Genomic DNA, 19,845 nt, shown 5'->3' with positions numbered 1-19,845 from the left:
CTCGGCGAGCGCTGGCCCAGGACTGTCACCTCACGTCGCGGCGTACGCTCCGTTACGGCGTCGCTCAGACCGTCGCGGCGACCGGGGTCGCCGCGCCCTGCTGCTCGGGCACGAACAGGGTCGGCTTGTCGCCGGCCAGCGCGCTGCAGCAGGTGTCGATCATGAGAGCGGAGACCAGGTACGGGTCCATGTTGGCGTTCGGACGACGGTCCTCCAGCCAGCCCTTCTTCGCCTTCTCCACCGCCCACGGGATGCGGATCGACGCGCCGCGGTCGGAGGCGCCCCAGGAGAACTTGTTCCAGGGAGCGGTCTCGTGCTTGCCGGTCAGCCGGTCCTGGATGCCGACACCGTAGTGGGTGACGTGCTCCATGACCCGGGTGCCGAGCGCCTCGCAGCAGGCCACGATGGCGTCCCAGCCGGCCATCGTCTGCTTGGTGGAGAAGTTGGTGTGCGCGCCGGCGCCGTTCCAGTCACCGTCGATCGGCTTCGCGGCGAACGACACCTCGACGCCGTAGTCCTCGGCGATGCGGTGCAGCAGCCAGCGGCCCAGCCAGATCTGGTCGCCGATGGCGGGCGCCGGCACAACGCCGATCTGGAACTCCCACTGGCCCATCATGACCTCGGCGTTGGTGCCCTCGATCGCGAGGCCGGCGTCGAGGCACGCCTGGGTGTGCTTCTCGACGATCTCGCGACCCGGCATCTTCGAGCCGCCGACGCCGCAGTAGTACGGGCCCTGCGGGGCAGGGAAGCCGACCTCGGGCCAGCCGTAGGGACGGCCGTCCTTGAAGAAGGTGTACTCCTGCTCGATGCCGAACATCGGCGACATGTCGGCGTACTTCTCGGCGACCGAGCGGCTGAACGCCCGGGTGTTCGTCGGGTGGGGCGTGAAGTCGGTCAGCTCGACCTCGCACAGCACCAGGATGTTGTCGCCGCCCCGCAGCGGGTCGGGGGTGACGTAGACGGGACGCAGCACGCAGTCCGAGTTCGATCCCGGGGCCTGGTTGGTGCTCGAGCCGTCGAAGCCCCAGATCTCCGGCTCCTTGCCGTCCTTGATGATGCGCGTCTTGCTGCGCATCAGCGGCTCGGGCTCGGTGCCGTCGATCCAGATGTACTCGGCCTGATAACTCACTCAATACTCCCCGTTGTTGGTCCTGCACGGTACGGAGCGACTTCATGATCGGCCGGGGGGAGGCCGACCCGGGCCGCGATGACGGGAGGGTTCGGTCGGAGCTTTGTCGGGTCGCGTTACCGAGTCGTTCCACGATTGTTAATTCTTCGTCTCTCGCAGGTCGCCGGCGGTAGCGGTCCCGGCACCGGGCCGGCACCATCGGGATGCGCTCGGCCGGGCTGTACCAAAGTGGCGCGCGGGCATTTCCGAAAGCCTCCCGTGGCCCCGTGCGAAAGGCCCCTCACCGCACGACGAAGGCCCCGTTCCCATGATGCCGGAACGGGGCCTCGGCCTCGTGCGGCGGCCCGGTCAGATGTCGTAGTAGAGGGTGAACTCGTACGGGTGCGGGCGCAGCCGGATCGCGTCGACCTCGTTACGCCGCTTGTAGTCCAGCCAGGTTTCGATGAGATCGGTGGTGAACACGTCGCCCTCGCGGAGGAACTCGTGGTCCGCCTCGAGCGCGTCGAGCACCTTCTCCAGCGAGCCGGGAACCTGCGGGACGGCGGCCAGTTCGTCCGGCGGGAGCTCGTAGAGGTCCTTGTCGATCGGCTCCGGCGGGTCGATCTTGTTGCGGATTCCGTCGAGGCCGGCCATGAGCATGGCCGCGAACGCCAGATACGGGTTGCAGCTGGGGTCAGGGACCCGGAACTCGACCCGCTTCGCCTTCGGCGAGTCGCCGCCGAGCGGGATCCGGCAGCACGCGGAGCGGTTACGCGCCGAGTACACCAGGTTGACCGGCGCCTCGTAGCCGGGAACGAGCCGGCGGTAGGAGTTCGTCGTCGGGTTGGTGAACGCGAGCAGGGCCGGCGCGTGGTGCAGCAGGCCGCCGATGTAGTAGCGCGCGATGTCGGACAGGCCGCCGTAGCCGTTGGCGCTGTAGAACAGCGGCTCACCGTCCTTCCACAGGCTGGAGTGCACGTGCATGCCGGAGCCGTTGTCCTCGAACAGCGGCTTGGGCATGAACGTGACGGTCTTGCCGCGTTCGCGGGCGACGTTGCGGATCACGTACTTGTAGAGCATCAGGTTGTCGGCGGTCTTCAGCAGCGTGTCGTAGCGGATGTCGATCTCCGCCTGGCCCGCGGTGCCGACCTCGTGGTGCTGCATCTCGACGGTGATGCCGGTCTCGTAGAGCACCCGGGTCATCTCGGAGCGCAGGTCGGTGAAGTGGTCGGTCGGCGGAACGGGGAAGTAGCCGCCCTTGAACCTGGGCTTGTAGCCGAGGTTGCCGCCCTCCTCCTTGCGCGCGGTGTTCCACGCGGCCTCGACCGAGTCGACCTGATGCAGCGACCCGTACGGGTTGTAGTCGTACCGGACGTCGTCGAAGATGTAGAACTCCGCCTCCGGGCCGAAGTACGCGGTGTCGGCGATGCCGGTGCCGCGCAGGTAGGTCTCGGCCTTCTTGGCGATGTTGCGCGGGTCGCGCGAGTACTGTTCCTTGGTGATCGGGTCGTGGATGAAGAACGTCATGGCGAGGGTCTTGTGCTCGCGGAAGGGGTCCACGAACGCGGTCTGCGGGTCCGGCAGCAGCAGCATGTCGGACTCGTGAATGGCCTGGAAGCCGCGGATCGACGAGCCGTCGAACATCAGCCCGTCGGTGAAGACCGACTCGGCGAAGACCTGGGTCGGAATCGTGAAGTGCTGCATGATGCCGGGCAGGTCGCAGAACCGTACGTCGATGAACTGAACTTTTTCGTCGCGGATATAGCGGAGCACGTCCTCGGCTTTGGTGAACATTCGTCCTCCAGCGTTCCCGTCACGCTTCTGGGCCTGTGGGTCACGGCATGTCGGGGTGTCTTTCGTCACGTCCGGGCAGGCATATGACATCACAAAGCCGTTTCGGTCATGTTACAACGGCCGACGTTATCACCCTTGGTGAGCTGTTGGGTGCAGCTTGGTGTGGCGCATAAGCTTGCGTCGTGGGACGAGCACTAGGTGGCTGGCTCGAAGGACCGGGTCTGCCGCGTGACACGCCGCCCGGGGCCCGGCTGGGCCTTCCGGAGCACGGCCGGGGATCCGTCGTGGGCTTCGGCCCGCGGCTCGGCGCCTACCTGATCGACGCCGTCGTGGCGAACCTGATCGTCGGCGTGCTGTTCCTGGCCGGCGTGCGCTACTCCGCGGACGTCCGCGGGCTGGCGATCTACCTGGTGTTCCTGCTCGAGGAGTTCCTGCTCGTCAGCACCACCGGCCAGACGATCGGAATGCGGCTGCTGGGCATCCGGGTGATCCGGGTGCGGGATCGCGGGTTGCAGTCGTGGCCCTGGATCGGAGTGCGCACGCTGCTGCTTGCCCTGCTGGTCCCCGTGGTCGTCTGGGACCGGGACCTGCGCGGCCTGCATGACCGGGCGGCCGGAACCGCGATGGTGCGCGACCCCGTCCGCTCCGGCCAGTCCGGCGGCTGACGGCCGGGGGCTGACGGCCGGGGGCCGGCCTCGGTCGGCTGCGCGGGTCGGCGGGTCGGCGGGTCGGCCAGGCTGGGCGCACGGCGGACCAGCCTGGCCGGATGGACTGTCTCGTGACCTGGATGGATGGTCTCTCGACGGAGCGAGCCGGCCGCTCAGCGCGGGCGGCCGCCGCGGGGGATGTTGCGGGGGATCGGGCCCTTGGGGATCGGCAGGGCGGCGCCGCCGATGGCGCGCAGCCGACGGTCCAGCGCGTCCACCTCGCCGCGGGGCAGGACGCGGCGCATCCGCATCAGCGTGGACTGCAGCTTGGGCAGGGGCGTCTCGCCCTCGCCGGTGCCGATGACGATGTCGGTGACCGGGGTGTCGCCGACAACCCGGCGGATGCGGCGCTTCTCGGCCGCGAGCAGTTCCCGGGGGCCGCGGCCGCGACCCTCGGCGATGATCACGACGCCGGCCCGGGACACGACCCGGTGGACGACGTCCTGATGCCTGTTGATGCCCACCGCGGGGGTGATTCGCCAGTCGCCGCGCATCCGCTCGACCACACCGGCGGCGGCGCCGGGCTTGCCCTCCATCTCCGCGAACGCGGTGCGCTGGACCCGGCGGCTGAACAGGTTCAGCGCGATCACGGCACCGAGCAGAACGCCGATCGGGATCCACAGGTACAGCGGTCCGACGAACAGGCCGAGCACGACACCGAGCACCAGGGGAACGCCCAGACCCGCGAGGGTGATCCAGAGGACCTGCGGATCACGCTGGCGAGTGATCTTGAAAACCAGCCAGAGCTGAGCGAGACGGGCCCGGAACCCGGTGCCCTCCTGCGCCGCGGCGCCGCCGCGGCCGTTCGACGACGCGCCGTTCTTCGCCGCTGCGGGTGCAGCGTCCCTCGGCTGTTTCCTCAGTGCCATGTCCGCGAGCCTACGGCCTCGGGACCTCTTCCAGCAGCGACGGTACCGGGGGACTCAGCTTCGCGCGGCGACGACGCTGGCCAGTGCCCGCGGCCCGCCGCGCCGGCCGCGCCGCCGGGCGAGCCGGACCGGTTCGTCGCCGGCCGGTTGGGCGGCGGCGGGCGCCGTGGGTCGGGGCGGGGTGATCTGGACCGGGTCGACCCATCGATAGCTCGTCGTGACGTGCAGGCTGGCGGCCGCTTTCCAGGCGTTGCGCCGGGCGGTCTTCTGACCCCCGTGCGGCAGCACCAGGAGGGTCACCTCTTCAAGGACACTGAACAGTGAGCGGAGCACGGGCGCACACCTCGTGGCTGGAGTCGACAGGTGACGCTACGAGGGGAAGCCTAGCCCGTCCGGGGGAGGGCCACCAGCGTGTCCGTCACTGCCCGTGAGAGTTCTCGGGCACACTTTCGGGGACATCGGACATTGCGCCGTGAGCTGCGTCACGTGCGGTGACAGCCTGCTGGTAGAGGCGCCCCGCACGGTAAGACGAGCGGACGAGCGGGCCGGACATGACGCCGGAGAAGCCGAGCTCGGCGCCCGCGCGCTCCCAGTCGAGGAACTCCTCGGGGCGCACCCAGCGCTCTACCGGGTGGTGACGTGGGGTGGGCCGCAGGTACTGGGTGACGGTGAGCAGCTCACAGCCCGCCGCCCGCAGGTCCCGCATGGCCTCGTGGACCTCGTCGGGGGTCTCGCCGAGTCCGAGGATCAGGTTCGACTTCGTGACGAGGCCGGCGGCGCGGGCCTGGCGCAGCACGTCGAGCGAGCGCTCGTAGCGGAACGCCGGCCGGATCCGGCGAAAGATGCGCGGAACCGTCTCGAGGTTGTGGGCGAGGACCTCGGGCGCGGCGGCGAAGACCTCGTCGAGCTGGTCAGCGTGGCCGCCGAAGTCGGGGATGAGCACCTCGACCCCGGTGCCGGGGGACAGCGCGTGGATCTCGCGGATCGTCTGGGCGTACAGCCAGGCGCCGCCGTCGGCCAGGTCGTCCCGGGCGACGCCGGTGACGGTGGCGTAGCGCAGGCCCATCGTCCGCACCGACTCGGCGACGCGGCGGGGCTCGTCCTGGTCGAGCGGGGTGGGGCGGCCGGAGTCGATCTGGCAGAAGTCGCACCGGCGGGTGCAGACGTCGCCGCCGATCAGGAAGGTCGCCTCCCGGTCCTCCCAGCACTCGAAGATGTTCGGGCAGCCGGCCTCCTCGCACACCGTGTGCAGGCCGGCGCCGTGGACCAGGCTTTTGACGTCCTGGTACTCGGGGCCGGTGCGCAGCCGGGTGCGGATCCACGGCGGCTTGCGCTCGATCGGGGTCTGCGCGTTGCGGACCTCCAGGCGCAGCAGGGGCCGGCCCTCCGGCACGACGGAGGTCATCGGGCCAGCACCACACGTCCGACGCGGGCGTGGCCCGCCGGTTCGACGCGGGCGCTGACCCGGTCGCCGAGATGGCGCCCGCCGAGATAGTGGCCGAGCACGTCGAGGGTGTGCCGCTCGACGACCGGGCGGGCGTCGGCGACGGCGACCGGGCGACCGAGCTCGGCGGACAGGCTCGTCACCCCGGCGTCGGCGATGCCGCAGGGCACGATCCGCCCGAAATCGCCGAGGTCCGACGAGCAGGTCAGCGCGAAGCCGTGCGTGGTGACCTGGCGGCGGACCCGCACGCCGATCGCGGCGACCTTGCGGCGGCCGTCCGTCGTCCACACCCCGGTGCGCTCGTCGACGCGGCGGGTCGGCAGGCCGAGCTCGGCGCAGGCGTCGATGAGCGCGTCCTCGAGGGCGCGGACATAGGCGACCACGTCGAGCGGTCGGGGCAGCTTGATGATCGGGTAGCCGACGAGCTGCCCGGGGCCGTGCCAGGTGATCCGCCCGCCGCGGTCGACGTCGACGACCTCCGTGCCGTCGACGGGCCGCTCGAAGGGCTGCGTGCGCCGGCCGGCGGTGTAGACGCTGGGATGCTCGACCAGGATGAGGGTGTCGTCCACCTCGTCGTCCACCCGGGACTCGGCGAGCGCGCGCTGCATGTCCCACGCCTCGCGGTAGGGAACCACGGAAAGCCTCAGAACATCCACGACGGAGAGCCTACGCTTCCCGGCCCGGCAGAAGCCTGGGAACGATCGCGGTCTCCACGGCGCCGCCGTCGGCCCCGCGCTCAACCCGCCAGGCGCGCGCCCCGGGCCGGTCCGCGACGGCCTCGACCAGCTCGTCGCCGCGGAAGTGCAGGCCAACCCCGTCGTCCGTGGCCCAGCCCGCCGGCAGGGTGCCGGCGGCGACGAGCCGCTGGAACAGGGGACGGCGGCCCGCCTCCGAGTCGTAGTGCGGGGTGTTGCTGAACGGCAGCAGCCCCAGCCCGTTCGTCACCGGGCGCAGAACCGGGCCGAACGAGTCGGTGGTGCCGCCGACATGCCAGCACAGCGAGCCGGCCGAGACGCCGCCGAGCACCACGCCGGCCTCCCAGGCCTCCCGCATGATCTCGCCGAGGCCGTGGGCGGCCCAGACCGCCAGCAGGTTCGCCACGCTGCCGCCGCCGACCCACACGACGTCCTGGGCCAGCAGGTGGGCCCGCACGTCCGCGACGCTCGGCATCGGGAACAGGGCCAGGTGCGACACCCGCACGTCGGGGCGATCCCGGTTGAGCGCCGCGTACCCGCGGGCGTAGGCGGCCTGGTCGTCGCCGAGAGCGGTCTGCAGCAGGCAGACGCGGGGACGCGGGCCGGCGGCCGACAGGGCGATCGCGTGGGTCAGGATCGGGCCGACCCGCGCGCCGTAGCGGCCGTCGGGAAGGAATCCACCGCTGGTGGCGAGGATCTGCACCTGCGCATCACTCCTTCGGTCGGGCCACGCGGCCGGGCGGGTCGTAAAAAGTTATCCACAACCGGAGAAAGACCAATGCAACCTCACCCGTTTTGAGCCTAGCGTCGCTACTTGTGACCTTCTCCGACGATTCCGCGGACAGGCCGGCCCGGCGCGTCGGCGGCGCCCCCGAGGTACCGGGGGTGAGCGTGCGTTCCCGCCTGCGGGACGCCGGCGCCGGGGAGATGTGGGCCGGGCAGATCGATCAGTCCGGGGTCGAGTGCGTGGTGCGCCGGGTGCGCCTCGCCCCCGACCCGGTGCTGCGCTCGGCCGCCCTCGGCGCGGCCCGCACACTCGCCGAGCTGGAACACCCGCATCTCGTGCCGATCCTGGCGGTCGTGCCCACCCCGGACGGGCTCGCCCTGCTGACCGAGCCGGTCGTCGGGGCAGTCAGCCTCGCCCGGCTGCTGACGGCCCGCGGCAACCTCGATCCGGGCGAGGTCGTGACCGTCGGCCTGCCGATCGCCCAGGCGCTGGCGGCCGCGCACGCGGCCGGCCTCGTGCACGGCCGGCTCGAGCGGGAGGACATCCTGCTGGAACCGACCGGGCGGCCGGTCCTCGTGGGTCTCGGGGTGGCCTCGCTCGCCGAGGCGGCCCGTCCGGATCCGATCGCGCCCGGCGCGGCCGCCGCGGATGTCCACGATCTCGCCACCCTCCTGTTGGAATCGATGCGGGAGGCGACCGGACCGGACGCGGCCGCCGTCGCCGTGGCGGTGGCGACGGCGCTGATCGACGATCCGATGCGCCGTCCCGCCGCCGGTGATCTCGCCTCCGCGCTGGCCCGCAGCGCGACCCCGCTGCCCGTGCGCTTCGCCGGCGACGCGCACTCCGCCCGCCAGTCCGGCCCGCCGACGGCGCAGACACTGCCGCGGATCGACCGGGTCGACCCGGCCGCGGCCGGGTCGCGGGACCTGCCGGTGGATCCGCCGCGGGACACGCCGGATCCCGGCGACGCCCGACCGAGGCTGCTCGCGGGCGCCCGGCTCGATCCACCGCCCGACGACGCCGACGAGCCCGAGACGACGGCGCCGCGGCGCGGCGTGACCGGGGCCACGGCGGTCGACGCCCGGGAGCTGCTCGACTCCCTGCCTCCGCCGCCGCGGCGCTCGACCTCGCCCCGGCGGTCGCCGCGCGCCACCGGCCGCCCGTCCGGGTCCGCGCCGAGCGGCGCGCCCACCGCCCGCCCCGGCGGATCGTCCCCGGTGGACTCGCTGCTGGACACACCGTCCGGGCCCGGGGCGTCGCCGGACTCGAAGCCGTCGGCCGGCCAGGGCGCGACCGCGAAGCGCCCCGCCCGGCCGGCGGACGGCAGGCGTACCCCCCGGCGCATCGGCGCCCGGCGGCGTCGCTGGCTGCTCCCGGCCACCGCGGGGGTGGGGCTGTTCGCGGTCGTCGTCGCGGCCGTGCTGCTGCTGACGAGCCCCCCCAAGGACCAGGCGACCGAGTCCGCGGGCGGCTCACCACGGCCCACCGCCTCCGCGGCCGGTGCCGCGGGCACCGCGCCCGCGCGGGATCCGACCGCCTCACCGGTCGCCAACCAGACGCCCGAGCAGATCTGGCGCGGCGTGCTCGCCGCGCTCAACACGGCGCGCAGCCGCGCGTTCGAGCAGGCCCAGGAGTCCCTCCTGGCCGAGTCCGACGCCCCCGGCAGCGAGGCGTACAACGCCGACGTCGCCCTGATGCGCCAGGTCGTCGCCCAGAAGGCGCACACCTCGCCGTTGCGGACCGACATCGTCGCCCTCGAGGTGCGTGAGGACGGCGCCGACCGGACCGTGCTGCGCGTCACCGACCGGCTTCAGGCCTACGACTACCTGGACGCGCAGGGAAAGCTCCTCCAGCACCAGGCGGCGCGGGAACCCGAGCAGCACGATCTCGTGCTGGTCCGCACCCAGTCCGGCTGGCGCGTCTCGCAGACTCTCGACGTCACCAGCGGCTGAGCGTCACCAGTGGCTGAGCGCGGCCCGGCCGTCGGGTCCGGGTGCACGGCCGGTCACGAGCGGGCGGCGAGGATCGCCCGCAGCGCCTGGTCGAGGTCGGGGTGGGTGAACGGGAACCCGGCGCCGGTCAGGACGGCGGGAGCGATGCGCTGGGAGGCGAGCGCGACCTCGTCGGCGAAGCCGCCGAGCGCGGCGCGCAGGGCGAGGCGGGGCACCGGCGCGAGCGCCGGGCGGTGCAGGGCGGCGGCCAGCGCCGCGGTGAACCGCGCGTTCGTGACCGGTGCGGGAGCCACCAGGTTCACCGGTCCGCGCACCGACTCCGCCGTGAGCAGGAAGCGAATCGCGTCGACCTGATCGCGCAGGCTGATCCAGCTCAGCCACTGCCGCCCGGATCCGAGCCGGCCGCCGAGGCCGACCCGAAACAGCGGCAGCTGGCGGCGCAGAACCCCGCCGCGCGTCGACAGCACGACACCGGTGCGCAACGTGCAGACCCGCAGGCCCGCGTCGCGGGCCGGCGCGGTGGCGGCTTCCCAGCCGGCGACCAGGTCGGCGATGAAACCGGTGCCCGCGGGCGCCGGCTCGTCGACCGGCCCCGCGTCACCACCCGCCCGCGTGCCGTACCACCCGAGGGCGCTGCCGGACAGCAGTACCCGCGGCGGCGGCGTCAGCTCGGCGAGGGTGCGAGCGAGCAGGTCGGTGCCCCTGATCCGGCTCTCGCGCAGCTCACGCCGGTAGGAAGCGGTCCACCGGTGGTCGCCGATGCCGGCGCCGGCGAGATGGATGGCGGCCTCGGTGCCGGCGAGCGCCGCCGCATCGAGCCGGCCGGCGGCGGGATCCCACCGGATCTCGTCGCCGGCCCTGGGAGGCCGCCGGACCAGGGCCGTCACCTGGTGCCCGTCGCCGCGCAGCGCGGGCACCAGAGTGGAGCCGATCAGACCCGAGGAGCCAGTCATGACGATGCGCATGGTGCACCATCGTGACGCACGCTGGGCCGCCACGGCCGGTCGACGTCCCGGGGCGCGGGGCGCCTGACCGGCCGGGTACGTGCCTCGGCCGGGGCTACAGGCCCAGGTCGGCCTCGAAGGCGCCTTCCTCGAGCCGCCGCTTGATGAAGGTCAGGAAGCGGGCGGCGTCGGCGCCGTCCACGATGCGGTGGTCGTACGTCAGCGACAGGTACACCGACGAGCGGACCGCGATGATCTCGCCGAGCTCGGGGTCGTCGATGACGGCCGGCTTCTTCACCACGATGCCGGTGCCGAGGATGCCGACCTGAGGCTGGTTCAGGATCGGCGTGTCGAACAGGGCGCCGCGGCTGCCGGTGTTGGTGACGGTGAAGGTGCCGCCGCCGAGCTCGTCCGGGGAGATCTTGTTCGCCCGGGTCCGGCTCGCCAGATCGTCGATCTTGCGGGCCAGGCCGGTCAGGTTCAGGTCGCCCGCGCTGTGGATGACCGGCACGACCAGGCCGCGCTCGGAGTCCACGGCGATGCCGAGGTTCTCCTCGCCGTGGTAGGTGACCGTTCCGGCCTCGACGTCGATGCTGGAGTTCAGCTGCGGGAACTCGCGCAGCGCCTCGCAGGCGGCCAGCGCGAAGAACGGCAGGAAGGTCAGCTTGAGGCCCTCACGCGCCTGGAAACCGGCCTTGGCCCGGTCCCGCAGCCGCGCGATGCGGGTGACGTCCACCTCCACGACGGTGGTGAGCTGGGCGCTGATCTGCAGCGACTCCACCATCCGCCGCGCGACCAGGGCGCGCAGCCGGGACAGCTTCACCGTCCGGCCGCGCTCCGGCGTGGAGCTCGCCCTGGCGGCGGGGCTGGCGGCAGGTGCGGGGCTGGGGGTCGAGGCGGGGCTGGGGGCCGCGGCCGGGCTGGCGGGTGCCGCCGGCGCGCTGGCGGCGCGGGCCGCGTCCTGGATGTCCTGCTTGGTGACCCGCCCGCCCGGCCCGGAGCCGGTCACGTCGGCGAGGTCGACGCTCAGCTCGGCGGCCATCTTGCGCACGAGCGGGGTGACGTAGCGGCCGATGCCGCCGTCGCCGTTGGCGGCCGCGACCGGTGCCGGCGCGGCGGGGGCCTGGGCCGGTACGGGCTCCGGCGTGCGCACCGGGGCCGGCGCGGGCGCCGGCTTGGGCGCGGGCGGCGGCGGCGGGGGAGCGGCGGCGGCCGGCTTCGCGGGCTCGGGCTCCGGCGCGGGGGCGGGCTGCTCGGCGGCGGGGGCCGCGGCGGCCTGGGCCGGGGCGGAACCGCCGCCCTCGGCGCCGTCGTCGATGACCGCGAGCTCGACGCCGACCTCGACGGTCTCGTCCTCGGCGACCTTGATGGAGCTGATGACACCGGCAGCGGGGGCGGGGATCTCGGTGTCGACCTTGTCCGTGCTGACCTCGAGGAGCGGCTCGTCGGCCTCGACGCGCTCGCCCTCCTGCTTCAGCCAACGGGTGACGGTTCCCTCGGAGACACTCTCCCCGAGCCGGGGCATCGTGACAGATACAGACATGCTGGAACGACTCCTTCGTCGCTTCCGGTATCTGCACCGCGCAAGCGGGCCGGCCGGAGGCGCGCTGTTGCTGTTGCTGTGGCGTGGCCTGGAACGTCGTGGGTGGGTCGGGCCGACCGGTCAGCCGTGCGTGTGCAGCGGCTTGCCGGCCAGCGCCAGGTGCGCCTCGCCGAGAGCCTCGGACAGGGTGGGATGGGGGTGGATCAGCTGGGCGACCTCCGCGGGGAACGCCTCCCAGTTCGTGATGAGCTGGGCCTCCGCGATGAGCTCGCCCACCCGGTCGCCGACCATGTGAACGCCGACCACCGGGCCGTCGGGCGCGGCCACCAGCGTCACCGCGCCCGTGGTCCGCAGGATCTGCGCCTTGCCGTTGCCCGCGAGGTTGTACGTGACGGTGCGGACCTCGCCGAAGCGCTCCCGTGCCGCCGCCTCGGTCAGCCCCACCGACGCCACCTCGGGATGCGAGTAGGTGACGCGGGGGATGTTGTCGTAGTCGACGGGCACCGGGTTGAGCCCCGCGAGCCGCTCGGCGACGTAGATGCCCTCGGCGAACCCGACGTGCGCGAGCTGCAGGCCGGGGCGCAGATCGCCGAGCGCGGAGATGGTCGGGATGTTCGTGCGCAGCTCGCGGTCGACCAGGACGTAGCCGCGGTCGAGGGCGACGCCGACCTCCTCGTACCCGAGGTTCGCGGACACCGGCCCGCGGCCGACGGCGACGAGCAGCAGCTCGGCCTCGATGGTCCTGCCGCTCTCCAACGAGACGGTGACGCTGTCGTCGGTCGTCTTCACCCCGGCGAAGCGGGCGCCCAGGTGCTGGGTGATGCCGCGCTTGCGGAACGCGCGCTCCAGCAGCTTCGAGCTGGACTCGTCCTCCAGCGGGACGAGGTGCCCCAGCGCCTCGACGATCGTCACCTCGGCGCCGTAGGACCGCCACACCGACGCGAACTCGCAGCCGATGGCGCCGGCGCCGAGCACGACGGCCGAGGCGGGCACCCGGTCGAGTACCAGGGCGTCGTCACTGGTGATGACCCGCTCATGGTCGATGTCCAGCCCGGGCAGCGTCTTCGGGTACGAGCCGGTGGCCAGCAGCACGTGCCGGCCCTCGACGACCCGGTCGCCCACCGCCACCGCGGTCGGTGACACCAGCCGCCCGGTGCCCTGGACGAGCTCGATGCCCCGCGCCTTCACCAGGCCGGTCAGCCCCTTGAACAGGCCGGCGACGACCGAGTCCTTGTAGGCGTTGACCTTCGCCATGTCGATGCCGTCGAGGGTGGAGCGGACCCCGAAGGTCTCGCTCTCGTTGATGTTGTCAACGATCTCCGCCGAGTGCAGCAGCGCCTTGGTCGGGATGCATCCGCGGTGCAGGCAGGTGCCGCCGAGCTTGTCCTTCTCGATCAGAACGACGCTCAGGCCGAGCTCCGCGGCGCGCAGCGCGGCGGCGTACCCGCCGCTTCCGCCGCCGAGGACGACCAGATCGACGGGACCGGCCGCTGAATCCGCCACGCCAGGGATCCCTTCTCGTTGAGCTCCGTCGGAACCGACGTTCTGCGCGGGCCGGCGCGTCAGGCCACGCCGCACCGTCGCCCACCGCACGTCGGTCCGAGCCCAGTCTTTCACGCGGTCGTCCCGCGTCAGCTCGGATGGGCGAGTGGCCTGCGTCGCGTGGCCGGCGTCGCGTGGCCGGCGGGGCGCGGCGTCGCGCGGCCGTCGCGCGGATGGTGCAGATGGTGCGGGGATCAGGAGGCGGTGGCGAGGTCCTCGGCGAGCTGGACGAGGGTGCGGACGATGACGCCGGTGCCGCCCTTGGAGGTGTGGCCGTGGGGTTCGCCGCCGTTCCACGAGGGCCCGGCGATATCGATGTGCGCCCAGTCGGCCTCGTCGCCGACGAAGGCGGCGAGGAAGTGGGCGGCGACGAGCATGCCGCCCTCGCGGCCGCCGCCGCCGTGCACGTTCGCGAGGTCGGCGACGGTGGAGTCCAGGCCCTTGCGCAGCTCGGGCGGCAGCGGCATCGGCCAGACGCTCTCCCCGGTCGCCGCCGCGGCGGAGGCGACCGCGTCGACCGCGCGCCCACCGCGACCCATCACCCCGCTGGTGCGCTGCCCGAGCGCGACGATCTGGGCGCCGGTCAGCGTGGCCACGTCGACGATCACGTCCGGCGACTCCTCACCCGCGCGCACCAGCGCGTCGGCGAGGACGAGCCGTCCCTCGGCGTCGGTGTTGAGCACCTCGACGCGGGTGCCGCCGCGCAGGGTGAGCACGTCCGAGGGGCGGATGGCCTCGCCGGCCGGCATGTTCTCGGCGCACGGCAGCCAGCCGACGACCGTGATCGGCAGCCGCAGCCGGGCCACCGCGAGTACGGCGCCGAGGACCGCCGCGGCACCGGCCATGTCGGCCTTCATCCACTCCATCGCCGTCGGCGGCTTGAGCGACAGCCCGCCCGAGTCGAAGGTGATGCCCTTGCCGACGAGCGCGAGCGCCGGATGCTCGGCGGCGTCGCCGCGCCACTCCAGCCGGACGAGCCGTGGCGGGTTGGCCGAGCCCTGCCCGACGCCGAGGATGCCGCCGTATCCGCCCTCGGTCAGCGCCGTCTCGTCGAGCACCTCGACGGCGACCCCGGCCTCGGCGGCCTTCTCGACGGCCACGTCGGCGAGCTGCGCGGGGGACAGGTGGCTCGGCGGGGTGTTCACCAGGTCGCGGACCAGCGCCACCGCCTCAGTGGTGATCGCGGCGCGGGAGATCTCGCGCTCGGCCAGCGGCCGGTTCGCCTCGTCGACGACGACCGTCAGCGCCTCGACCGGCGCCGGCCGCCCCTTCGCCGAGGTCGTGCGCAGCCGGTCGAACGCGTACGCGCCGAGCAGCCCGCCCTCCGCCACCGCCCGCAGCGCCCCGGCCGTGACCACCCCACCGGCGGCGGCCAGTGTGAGCGCGACCGTCCCCGTGCCGGCCAGGGCGCGCACCGCGCCGCCCGCCGCGCGGCGCAGCACCTCGTCATCCACCGGGGACGCCCCGAGGCCCACCGCGACGACGGTGGCGGCGGGCAGCGCGCCGAGCGTCGCGAACCGCACGATCTCGCCGGCCCGCCCGGTCGCGCCGAGCGAGGCGAGCACGCCGGTGAGCCGCCCGCCGAGCGCCGCGTCGACCTCGCCCGCGCCCCCCGCGACCGCCACCCCGCCGTCACCGGACGTGGTGCCGATCACCACCGCGTCCACGTCGAGATCGGCAAGGGCTGCGGAGCTGGGAGCGATGGCTGTCATGCGGTGAGCGTATTGAACGACTGGGTGGCGACACTAGGCTGGGCGCCATGGCACAGCTGCGTCGATCCCCGCTCTACGACCGTCATGTCGGCCTCGGCGCGAAGATGGCCGCCTTCGGCGGATGGGAGATGCCGATCGAGTACGCCGGGCGGGGCGTGCTCGCCGAGCACCAGGCCGTCCGCGAGGCGGTCGGGGTGTTCGACGTCAGCCACCTGGGCAAGGCGGAGGTCGTGGGCGTGGGCGCGGCGGCGTTCGTCGACGCCTGCCTGACGAACGACCTGGGCCGGATCTCCCCCGGACAGGCCCAGTACACCCTCTGCTGTGACGAGAACGGCGGAGTCGTCGACGACCTGATCGCCTATCTCGTCTCGGCGGAGCGGGTGCTGCTCGTGCCGAACGCCGCGAACAACGCCGAGGTCGTCGCCCGGCTCGCCGCCGCGGCCCCGACAGGCGTGACCGTGACCGACCGGCACGCGGACCTCGGCGTGCTGGCGGTGCAGGGGCCGGCCTCCGCCAAGCTTGTCGAGGCGCTGGGGCTGCCGACGGGCGGCGACTACATGAGCTTCACCGAGGCCAGCTGGCAGGGCCGCCCGGTGATCGTCTGCCGTTCCGGCTACACCGGCGAACGCGGCTTCGAGCTGCTGCCCCGCTGGGACGACACGCCCGCGCTGTGGGATGCGCTGCTCGCCGCCGGCGAGCCGTTCGGGGTGTCGCCCGCGGGCCTGGGCGCCCGCGACACGCTGCGCACCGAGATGGGATATCCGCTGCACGGCCAGGACCTCTCGGCGTCGATCACGCCGGTGCAGGCGCGCTCGGGTTGGGCCGTCGGCTGGAACAAGGAGCGGTTCTGGGGGCGCGGCGCGCTCGCCGCCGAGCGGGCCGCCGGCGCCGCCCGGCTGCTGTGGGGCCTGCGCGCCACCGGCCGGGCGATCCCCCGCCCGCACATGGCCGTCACCTCGGCGTCGGGCGAGCCGCTCGGCGAGGTCACCAGCGGCACGTTCTCGCCGACGCTGCGCCAGGGCATCGGCCTCGCCCTGCTGGCCCGCGGCGTGGCCGAGGGCGACACCGTGCACGTCGACGTCCGCGGCCGCCCCAGCCCGATGACGGTCGTGCGCCCCCCGTTCGTCCCCTCGTCACCGAAGTAGCCGTGCCTCCGCCGGCGTAGCCGCGTCCGGTCCGGACGAGCGGACGGCGCCCCGCCGCCAGGGTCTCCCGGGCGCAAGGTCTCCCGCGCTCAGGTGTCAGGCGCCGACCGGTCCGGCGAGGACTGGCGCCGCAGGATGTCGAGGACGTCGGGGGCCTCGTAGGCCCGGGCGTAGCTCCGCCGTGTGCGTTCGCGCAGCACGCCGATCTCCACCAGCCGGAGGATGGCGTTGCGCGCCGCCTGTGGCGTCTTCCCGGTCAGGCCCGAGACGGAGGTCGCCGTCACGAACGGGTTTCCGATCAGGCGGTCGGCGATGTCGCGGACGAGCCCACCGGTCAGGCCCGCGGCCCGGATCTGGTCGGTGTACGCGGCCTGCACACCCAGCAGGTCCTCCACCGTTCGCAGCGTCTGGTGGCAGGACTCGGCGAGGCCGGTGGCGAAGAATCCGATCCAGCCGTCCCAGTGTCCGTCGGAGCTGACCGCCCGCAGCCGATCCTGGTACTCGCCGCGGCGGTGCTCGAACCACGGGGAGATCGTCAGGAGCGGATGGGTGAGGGCGCCGCTCGCGACCAGGTGCAGGACGACGAGGAGACGCCCGATCCGTCCGTTCCCGTCGTTGAAGGGGTGCAGCGTCTCGAACTGGTAGTGGGCCATCGCCGCGGCCACGACCGGGTCGAGCGCGCGCGACGTGCTGCCGACCCAGTCCATCAGGTCGCGGACTGCGGCCTCCAGCTCGACGCCCGGCGGCGGCGGGACGAAGCGGGCGGTGTGGAGGGCGCCGCCGTGACCTCCGATCGCGACCTGGACCCGCCGGATCCGGCCGGCATCGGACGTCTCCGCCGGCGTGCCTCGGACCAGGACCTGGTGGATCTCGCACAGGGACACGGCGGACAGCGGGCGGCCCTCGTCCAGCGACGCGAACGCCATCTCGGCGGCCTCGACGTAGTTCAGGACCTCCCGCAGGGACGCACTGCGGGCCTCCGGTTCGGCGAGGTCGGCGGCGAGCACGTCGTCCAGTGGCGCGAACGTGCCTTCCAGCGCCGAGGTGCTCTGGGCCTCGGCACGCAGGGTCGGCTGGCGCAGGAGCGATGGGTCGGGGATCTGCCGGCCGGCCTGCCCGAGGCGGCCGAGGGCGCCTCGGGCCTCGCTGACCGCGCGCCAGGTGGTTCCGGTCAGGGCCGGTTCGCTGCTGCCCAGCGGGTATGGCTGGAAGGCGACATGCTTGTACTCCCGGGCCCGCGCGTCGGTACCGGTGATCGTCACCAGGCTGCCGGTGGTGCTGTGCTCGAACAGCTGCGGGTCCACATGGAAAGTTTAGGGCCGAAAACTTGCGATCTTGAGTGTGGATGCAAAGTCGACTTTGCATCCACGGCGGCGGCGCATGGTGGGCCCGCGGGCGAGGGGGCGGCAGGTGCCCCCCGGCGATCAGCTCGGTCCGGTTGACGCACCCGAGCTTGTGCAGGATTGCCCGGACATGGCTCTCGGCAGTGCGCTCGCTCAGGACCAGCCGGGCCGCGATCTGCCGGTTGGACAGCGCCTGGGCGACGAGCGAGGCCACCTCGTGCTCGCGGGGCGTCAGCGGGTCCTCGGCGCGGCGGGCGCTGGAGGAAGATCGGCAACGGCTGGTAGGGCACCGCTAGGTCCACAGGTGCAGGGCGGGGGTGGGGAAAGTCATTGCCATGAACAGCAGGGTGATCGTGGTGGTGAGCTCGATGAGGCCGCCGAGGACGTCGCCGGTCAGGCCGCCGAGGCGGCGGACGAGGTAGTGGCGCATCCCCACCGCCGCCACCGTCCCCACGCAGACGGCGAACACGCCGCGCACGGCCCGGCTGGTGTCGCCGCCGTCGACGTCGAACCGCCCGGCCAGCGCCGCCACCGCGCACACGGCCAGGAACGACAGCACGGCGTCGCGGGTGCGCACGGAACCGGCGACCAGGGCGCCGAGGCCGTTCGGGTGCGCCGCCGGGGTGCCGCCCGCGCAGGCAAGCGTGGCGGCCAGCCGCCCCGTCATGGTCGCCACCAGCAGCGACACGGTGCCCCGGTGCACGGAGATGGCGGCACCGAGCGCGGTGACCTGCAGCAGCACGACGAAGACGACGGCGATCACCCCGAAGGCGCCGACGGTCGACTCCCGCATCACCTCCAGCGCCCGCTCGCGGCCCCGGCCCCGGCGCGCGCCGAGGCCGTCGGCGAGATCGGCCAGGCCGTCCAGGTGCAGGCCGCGGCTGGCGAGCGCGAGCACGGCGATGCCGACGGCGGCGGGCAGCACCGTCTGGGTGCGGTGTCCCGGCGTCCCGGTGGAGATCCGCATGCCGAACACCGCCACCGCCGCGACGAGCGCGACGACCAGGCCCACGAACGGTGCCAGTGCCATCGCCCGCCCGGCCAGGCGCCGGTCCAGCCGATCCGGCCCGCGCACGGGCAGCACCGTCAGCAGGGTGAACGCGGTTCGCGCCGCCAGCATCACAGGAACGTCGCCGCCGTCAGGTGGGGTCGGAGTACTCGGCCGGCGCGCGGTGCGCGTCGAGGGCCTCGGTGGCCTTGCCGCTCACGCCGGCCTGGTCGAACGTCGCCATCTCGGCGAGTGTCGCCTGCGCGGCCCGCAGCATCGGCACCGCCAGCAGGGCCCCGGTGCCCTCGCCGAGGCGCAGGCCGGCGTCGAGCAGCGGCGTGAGGCCGAGCGCGTGGAGCGCGATCGCCTGGGCGGGCTCGGGGGAGCGGGTACCGGCCACCCACCAGCGCCGCGCGTCCGGGGCGATGCGCTCGGCCGCCAGCGCCGCCGCGCAGACGATCACACCGTCGAGGATCACCGGGGTGCGCCGCGCCGCCGCCTGCACCAGCAGCCCGGCCAGCGCGACGAGATCCGCCCCGCCGACCACCCGCAGCACGGACGCGGCGTTGCCGGCGAAGGGCCGACCACGGCGCATCGCGTCGCGGATCGCGGCCGTCTTGACCATCCAGCGGGCGTCGTCGATGCCGGTGCCGCGCCCGACGACCTCGATCGGCTCGCGGTCGCAGAGCAGGGCGACGATCGTCGCCGCCGGCGTCGTGTTGCCGATCCCCATCTCGCCGGGAACGAGCAGGTCGGCGCCCGCGTCGATCTCCTCGTCGGCGACGAGCCGGCCGACCAGGAACGCGCGCTCGGCCTCCTCGACGGACAGCGCGTCCTCCCGGTCGATGCGCCCGCTGGAGCGCCGCACCCGGTAGCGCTCCGGCGGTGCCGTGCCGTCCACCCCGGCGGGACCGACCGGCGCCGGGCTGTCCACCGAGACGTCGACGACCCGCACCTCGGCACCGACCTGGCGGGCCAGCACGTTGACGGCCGCTCCGCCGGCGGCGAAGTTCGCGACCATCTGCGCGGTGACGTCGCTCGGGTACGCGGACACGCCACTGCCGGCGATGCCGTGGTCGCCGGCGACGACGATCGCCCGGACCCGCTCGAACGGGCGCGGCGGGCAGGCGCCCTGCGCCCCGGAGATCCAGATCGAGAGCTCCTCCAGGCGGCCGAGCGCCCCCGGCGGTTTGGTGAGCTCGCCCTGCCGGCGCCGCGCCGCCACCATCGCCACCTCGTCGAGCTCGGGGACGGCCGGCACGGTGCTCTCCACGGCGCCGTGCTCCACCGCGACGCTGTCTACCTCATGCGATTCCACGACGTCCTTACTAC

The 19,845-nt window shown here is 73.5% G+C and carries 17 protein-coding genes and 1 pseudogene; 3 read left to right on the top strand and 15 right to left on the bottom strand.

From position 1 onward, the window contains the following. Nucleotides 1–64: 64 nt before the first annotated feature. The gene (glnII, locus tag AC6EXY_RS12005; protein WP_101832508.1) at nucleotides 65–1,129 is read right to left on the bottom strand and encodes a glutamine synthetase GlnII; all 1,065 of its coding nucleotides are present in this window, start codon (nucleotides 1,127–1,129) and stop codon (nucleotides 65–67) included. 348 nt (nucleotides 1,130–1,477) lie between these two features. After that, the gene (gene glnA / locus AC6EXY_RS12000) at nucleotides 1,478–2,902 is read right to left on the bottom strand and encodes a type I glutamate--ammonia ligase (protein WP_101832509.1); all 1,425 of its coding nucleotides are present in this window, start codon (nucleotides 2,900–2,902) and stop codon (nucleotides 1,478–1,480) included. Between the two features lie 182 nt (nucleotides 2,903–3,084). Between glnA and AC6EXY_RS11995 the strand changes: the two genes are divergently transcribed. Further along, nucleotides 3,085–3,567, top strand: coding sequence for an RDD family protein (locus tag AC6EXY_RS11995; protein ID WP_101832510.1), 483 nt, complete (start codon nucleotides 3,085–3,087; stop codon nucleotides 3,565–3,567). Between the two features lie 155 nt (nucleotides 3,568–3,722). Here AC6EXY_RS11995 and AC6EXY_RS11990 read toward each other — a convergent pair whose 3' ends face one another. The 5 genes from AC6EXY_RS11990 to AC6EXY_RS11970 form a co-directional block, all read right to left on the bottom strand. Further along, nucleotides 3,723–4,478: a DUF4191 domain-containing protein gene (locus AC6EXY_RS11990; protein ID WP_101832511.1), complete on the bottom strand. Its 756-nt coding sequence runs from the start codon at nucleotides 4,476–4,478 to the stop codon at nucleotides 3,723–3,725. A 54-nt stretch (nucleotides 4,479–4,532) separates the two neighbouring features. Then, nucleotides 4,533–4,811 (bottom strand): hypothetical protein, encoded by a 279-nt coding sequence (locus AC6EXY_RS11985; protein ID WP_101832512.1) that lies wholly within the window; start codon nucleotides 4,809–4,811, stop codon nucleotides 4,533–4,535. An 85-nt stretch (nucleotides 4,812–4,896) separates the two neighbouring features. Further along, nucleotides 4,897–5,883, bottom strand: a complete 987-nt coding sequence (lipA, locus tag AC6EXY_RS11980) for a lipoyl synthase (protein WP_101832513.1) — start codon at nucleotides 5,881–5,883, stop codon at nucleotides 4,897–4,899. Beyond that, the gene (gene lipB / locus AC6EXY_RS11975; RefSeq protein WP_499818696.1) at nucleotides 5,880–6,578 is read right to left on the bottom strand and encodes a lipoyl(octanoyl) transferase LipB; all 699 of its coding nucleotides are present in this window, start codon (nucleotides 6,576–6,578) and stop codon (nucleotides 5,880–5,882) included. Before lipB ends, lipA begins: the two co-directional genes overlap by 4 nt. Before the next feature lie 10 nt (nucleotides 6,579–6,588). Continuing rightward, a complete protein-coding gene (locus AC6EXY_RS11970) occupies nucleotides 6,589–7,320 on the bottom strand; it encodes a Type 1 glutamine amidotransferase-like domain-containing protein (protein WP_101832515.1) in 732 nt (243 codons plus the stop codon). Nucleotides 7,321–7,502: 182 nt separating this feature from the next. On the opposite strand from AC6EXY_RS11970, the gene AC6EXY_RS11965 reads away from it, so the two are divergent. Then, a complete protein-coding gene (locus AC6EXY_RS11965) occupies nucleotides 7,503–9,296 on the top strand; it encodes a protein kinase (protein ID WP_243407645.1) in 1,794 nt (597 codons plus the stop codon). A gap of 53 nt (nucleotides 9,297–9,349) precedes the next feature. Here the strand turns inward: AC6EXY_RS11965 and AC6EXY_RS11960 are convergent, their stop codons facing one another. The 4 genes from AC6EXY_RS11960 to AC6EXY_RS11945 form a co-directional block, all read right to left on the bottom strand. After that, entirely contained in the window at nucleotides 9,350–10,261 is a 912-nt protein-coding gene (locus AC6EXY_RS11960; protein ID WP_101832516.1) for a TIGR01777 family oxidoreductase, read from the bottom strand. A gap of 94 nt (nucleotides 10,262–10,355) precedes the next feature. Then, nucleotides 10,356–11,783: a 2-oxoglutarate dehydrogenase, E2 component, dihydrolipoamide succinyltransferase gene (gene sucB / locus AC6EXY_RS11955; RefSeq protein ID WP_499842335.1), complete on the bottom strand. Its 1,428-nt coding sequence runs from the start codon at nucleotides 11,781–11,783 to the stop codon at nucleotides 10,356–10,358. Nucleotides 11,784–11,903: 120 nt separating this feature from the next. Further along, the gene (gene lpdA / locus AC6EXY_RS11950; protein ID WP_101830943.1) at nucleotides 11,904–13,286 is read right to left on the bottom strand and encodes a dihydrolipoyl dehydrogenase; all 1,383 of its coding nucleotides are present in this window, start codon (nucleotides 13,284–13,286) and stop codon (nucleotides 11,904–11,906) included. A 233-nt stretch (nucleotides 13,287–13,519) separates the two neighbouring features. After that, nucleotides 13,520–15,037, bottom strand: a complete 1,518-nt coding sequence (locus tag AC6EXY_RS11945; RefSeq protein ID WP_499817640.1) for a leucyl aminopeptidase — start codon at nucleotides 15,035–15,037, stop codon at nucleotides 13,520–13,522. A gap of 47 nt (nucleotides 15,038–15,084) precedes the next feature. On the opposite strand from AC6EXY_RS11945, the gene gcvT reads away from it, so the two are divergent. Further along, nucleotides 15,085–16,182, top strand: coding sequence for a glycine cleavage system aminomethyltransferase GcvT (gcvT, locus tag AC6EXY_RS11940; RefSeq protein ID WP_101830941.1), 1,098 nt, complete (start codon nucleotides 15,085–15,087; stop codon nucleotides 16,180–16,182). Between the two features lie 89 nt (nucleotides 16,183–16,271). Here gcvT and AC6EXY_RS11935 read toward each other — a convergent pair whose 3' ends face one another. From AC6EXY_RS11935 to cobT, 4 genes and pseudogenes are all read right to left on the bottom strand, one after another. Then, complete coding sequence (locus tag AC6EXY_RS11935) at nucleotides 16,272–17,486, bottom strand: Fic family protein (protein WP_499817639.1); 1,215 nt, start codon at nucleotides 17,484–17,486, stop codon at nucleotides 16,272–16,274. A gap of 130 nt (nucleotides 17,487–17,616) precedes the next feature. After that, a pseudogene (locus tag AC6EXY_RS11930) lies at nucleotides 17,617–17,760 on the bottom strand (response regulator transcription factor); the annotation flags it as partial. A gap of 57 nt (nucleotides 17,761–17,817) precedes the next feature. Next, the gene (locus tag AC6EXY_RS11925) at nucleotides 17,818–18,645 is read right to left on the bottom strand and encodes an adenosylcobinamide-GDP ribazoletransferase (protein ID WP_101830939.1); all 828 of its coding nucleotides are present in this window, start codon (nucleotides 18,643–18,645) and stop codon (nucleotides 17,818–17,820) included. A 19-nt stretch (nucleotides 18,646–18,664) separates the two neighbouring features. Then, nucleotides 18,665–19,831: a nicotinate-nucleotide--dimethylbenzimidazole phosphoribosyltransferase gene (gene cobT / locus AC6EXY_RS11920; protein ID WP_279354597.1), complete on the bottom strand. Its 1,167-nt coding sequence runs from the start codon at nucleotides 19,829–19,831 to the stop codon at nucleotides 18,665–18,667. Nucleotides 19,832–19,845 lie beyond the last annotated feature (14 nt).

The sequence above is a fragment of the Frankia sp. RB5 genome (genome assembly GCF_059816245.1).
This window is presented reverse-complemented; position numbering and strand designations above follow the sequence as displayed.

Bases quoted from the DNA above. Each gene is read 5' to 3' on its own strand.
- AC6EXY_RS11925 (WP_101830939.1), bottom strand. From the start codon at position 18,645: ATGCTGGCGGCGCGAACCGCGTTCACCCTGCTGACGGTGCTGCCCGTG.
- AC6EXY_RS11990 (WP_101832511.1), bottom strand. From the start codon at position 4,478: ATGGCACTGAGGAAACAGCCGAGGGACGCTGCACCCGCAGCGGCGAAG.
- gcvT (WP_101830941.1), top strand. From the start codon at position 15,085: ATGGCACAGCTGCGTCGATCCCCGCTCTACGACCGTCATGTCGGCCTC.
- sucB (WP_499842335.1), bottom strand. From the start codon at position 11,783: ATGTCTGTATCTGTCACGATGCCCCGGCTCGGGGAGAGTGTCTCCGAG.
- lipA (WP_101832513.1), bottom strand. From the start codon at position 5,883: ATGACCTCCGTCGTGCCGGAGGGCCGGCCCCTGCTGCGCCTGGAGGTC.
- glnA (WP_101832509.1), bottom strand. From the start codon at position 2,902: ATGTTCACCAAAGCCGAGGACGTGCTCCGCTATATCCGCGACGAAAAA.
- AC6EXY_RS11945 (WP_499817640.1), bottom strand. From the start codon at position 15,037: ATGACAGCCATCGCTCCCAGCTCCGCAGCCCTTGCCGATCTCGACGTG.
- AC6EXY_RS11960 (WP_101832516.1), bottom strand. From the start codon at position 10,261: ATGCGCATCGTCATGACTGGCTCCTCGGGTCTGATCGGCTCCACTCTG.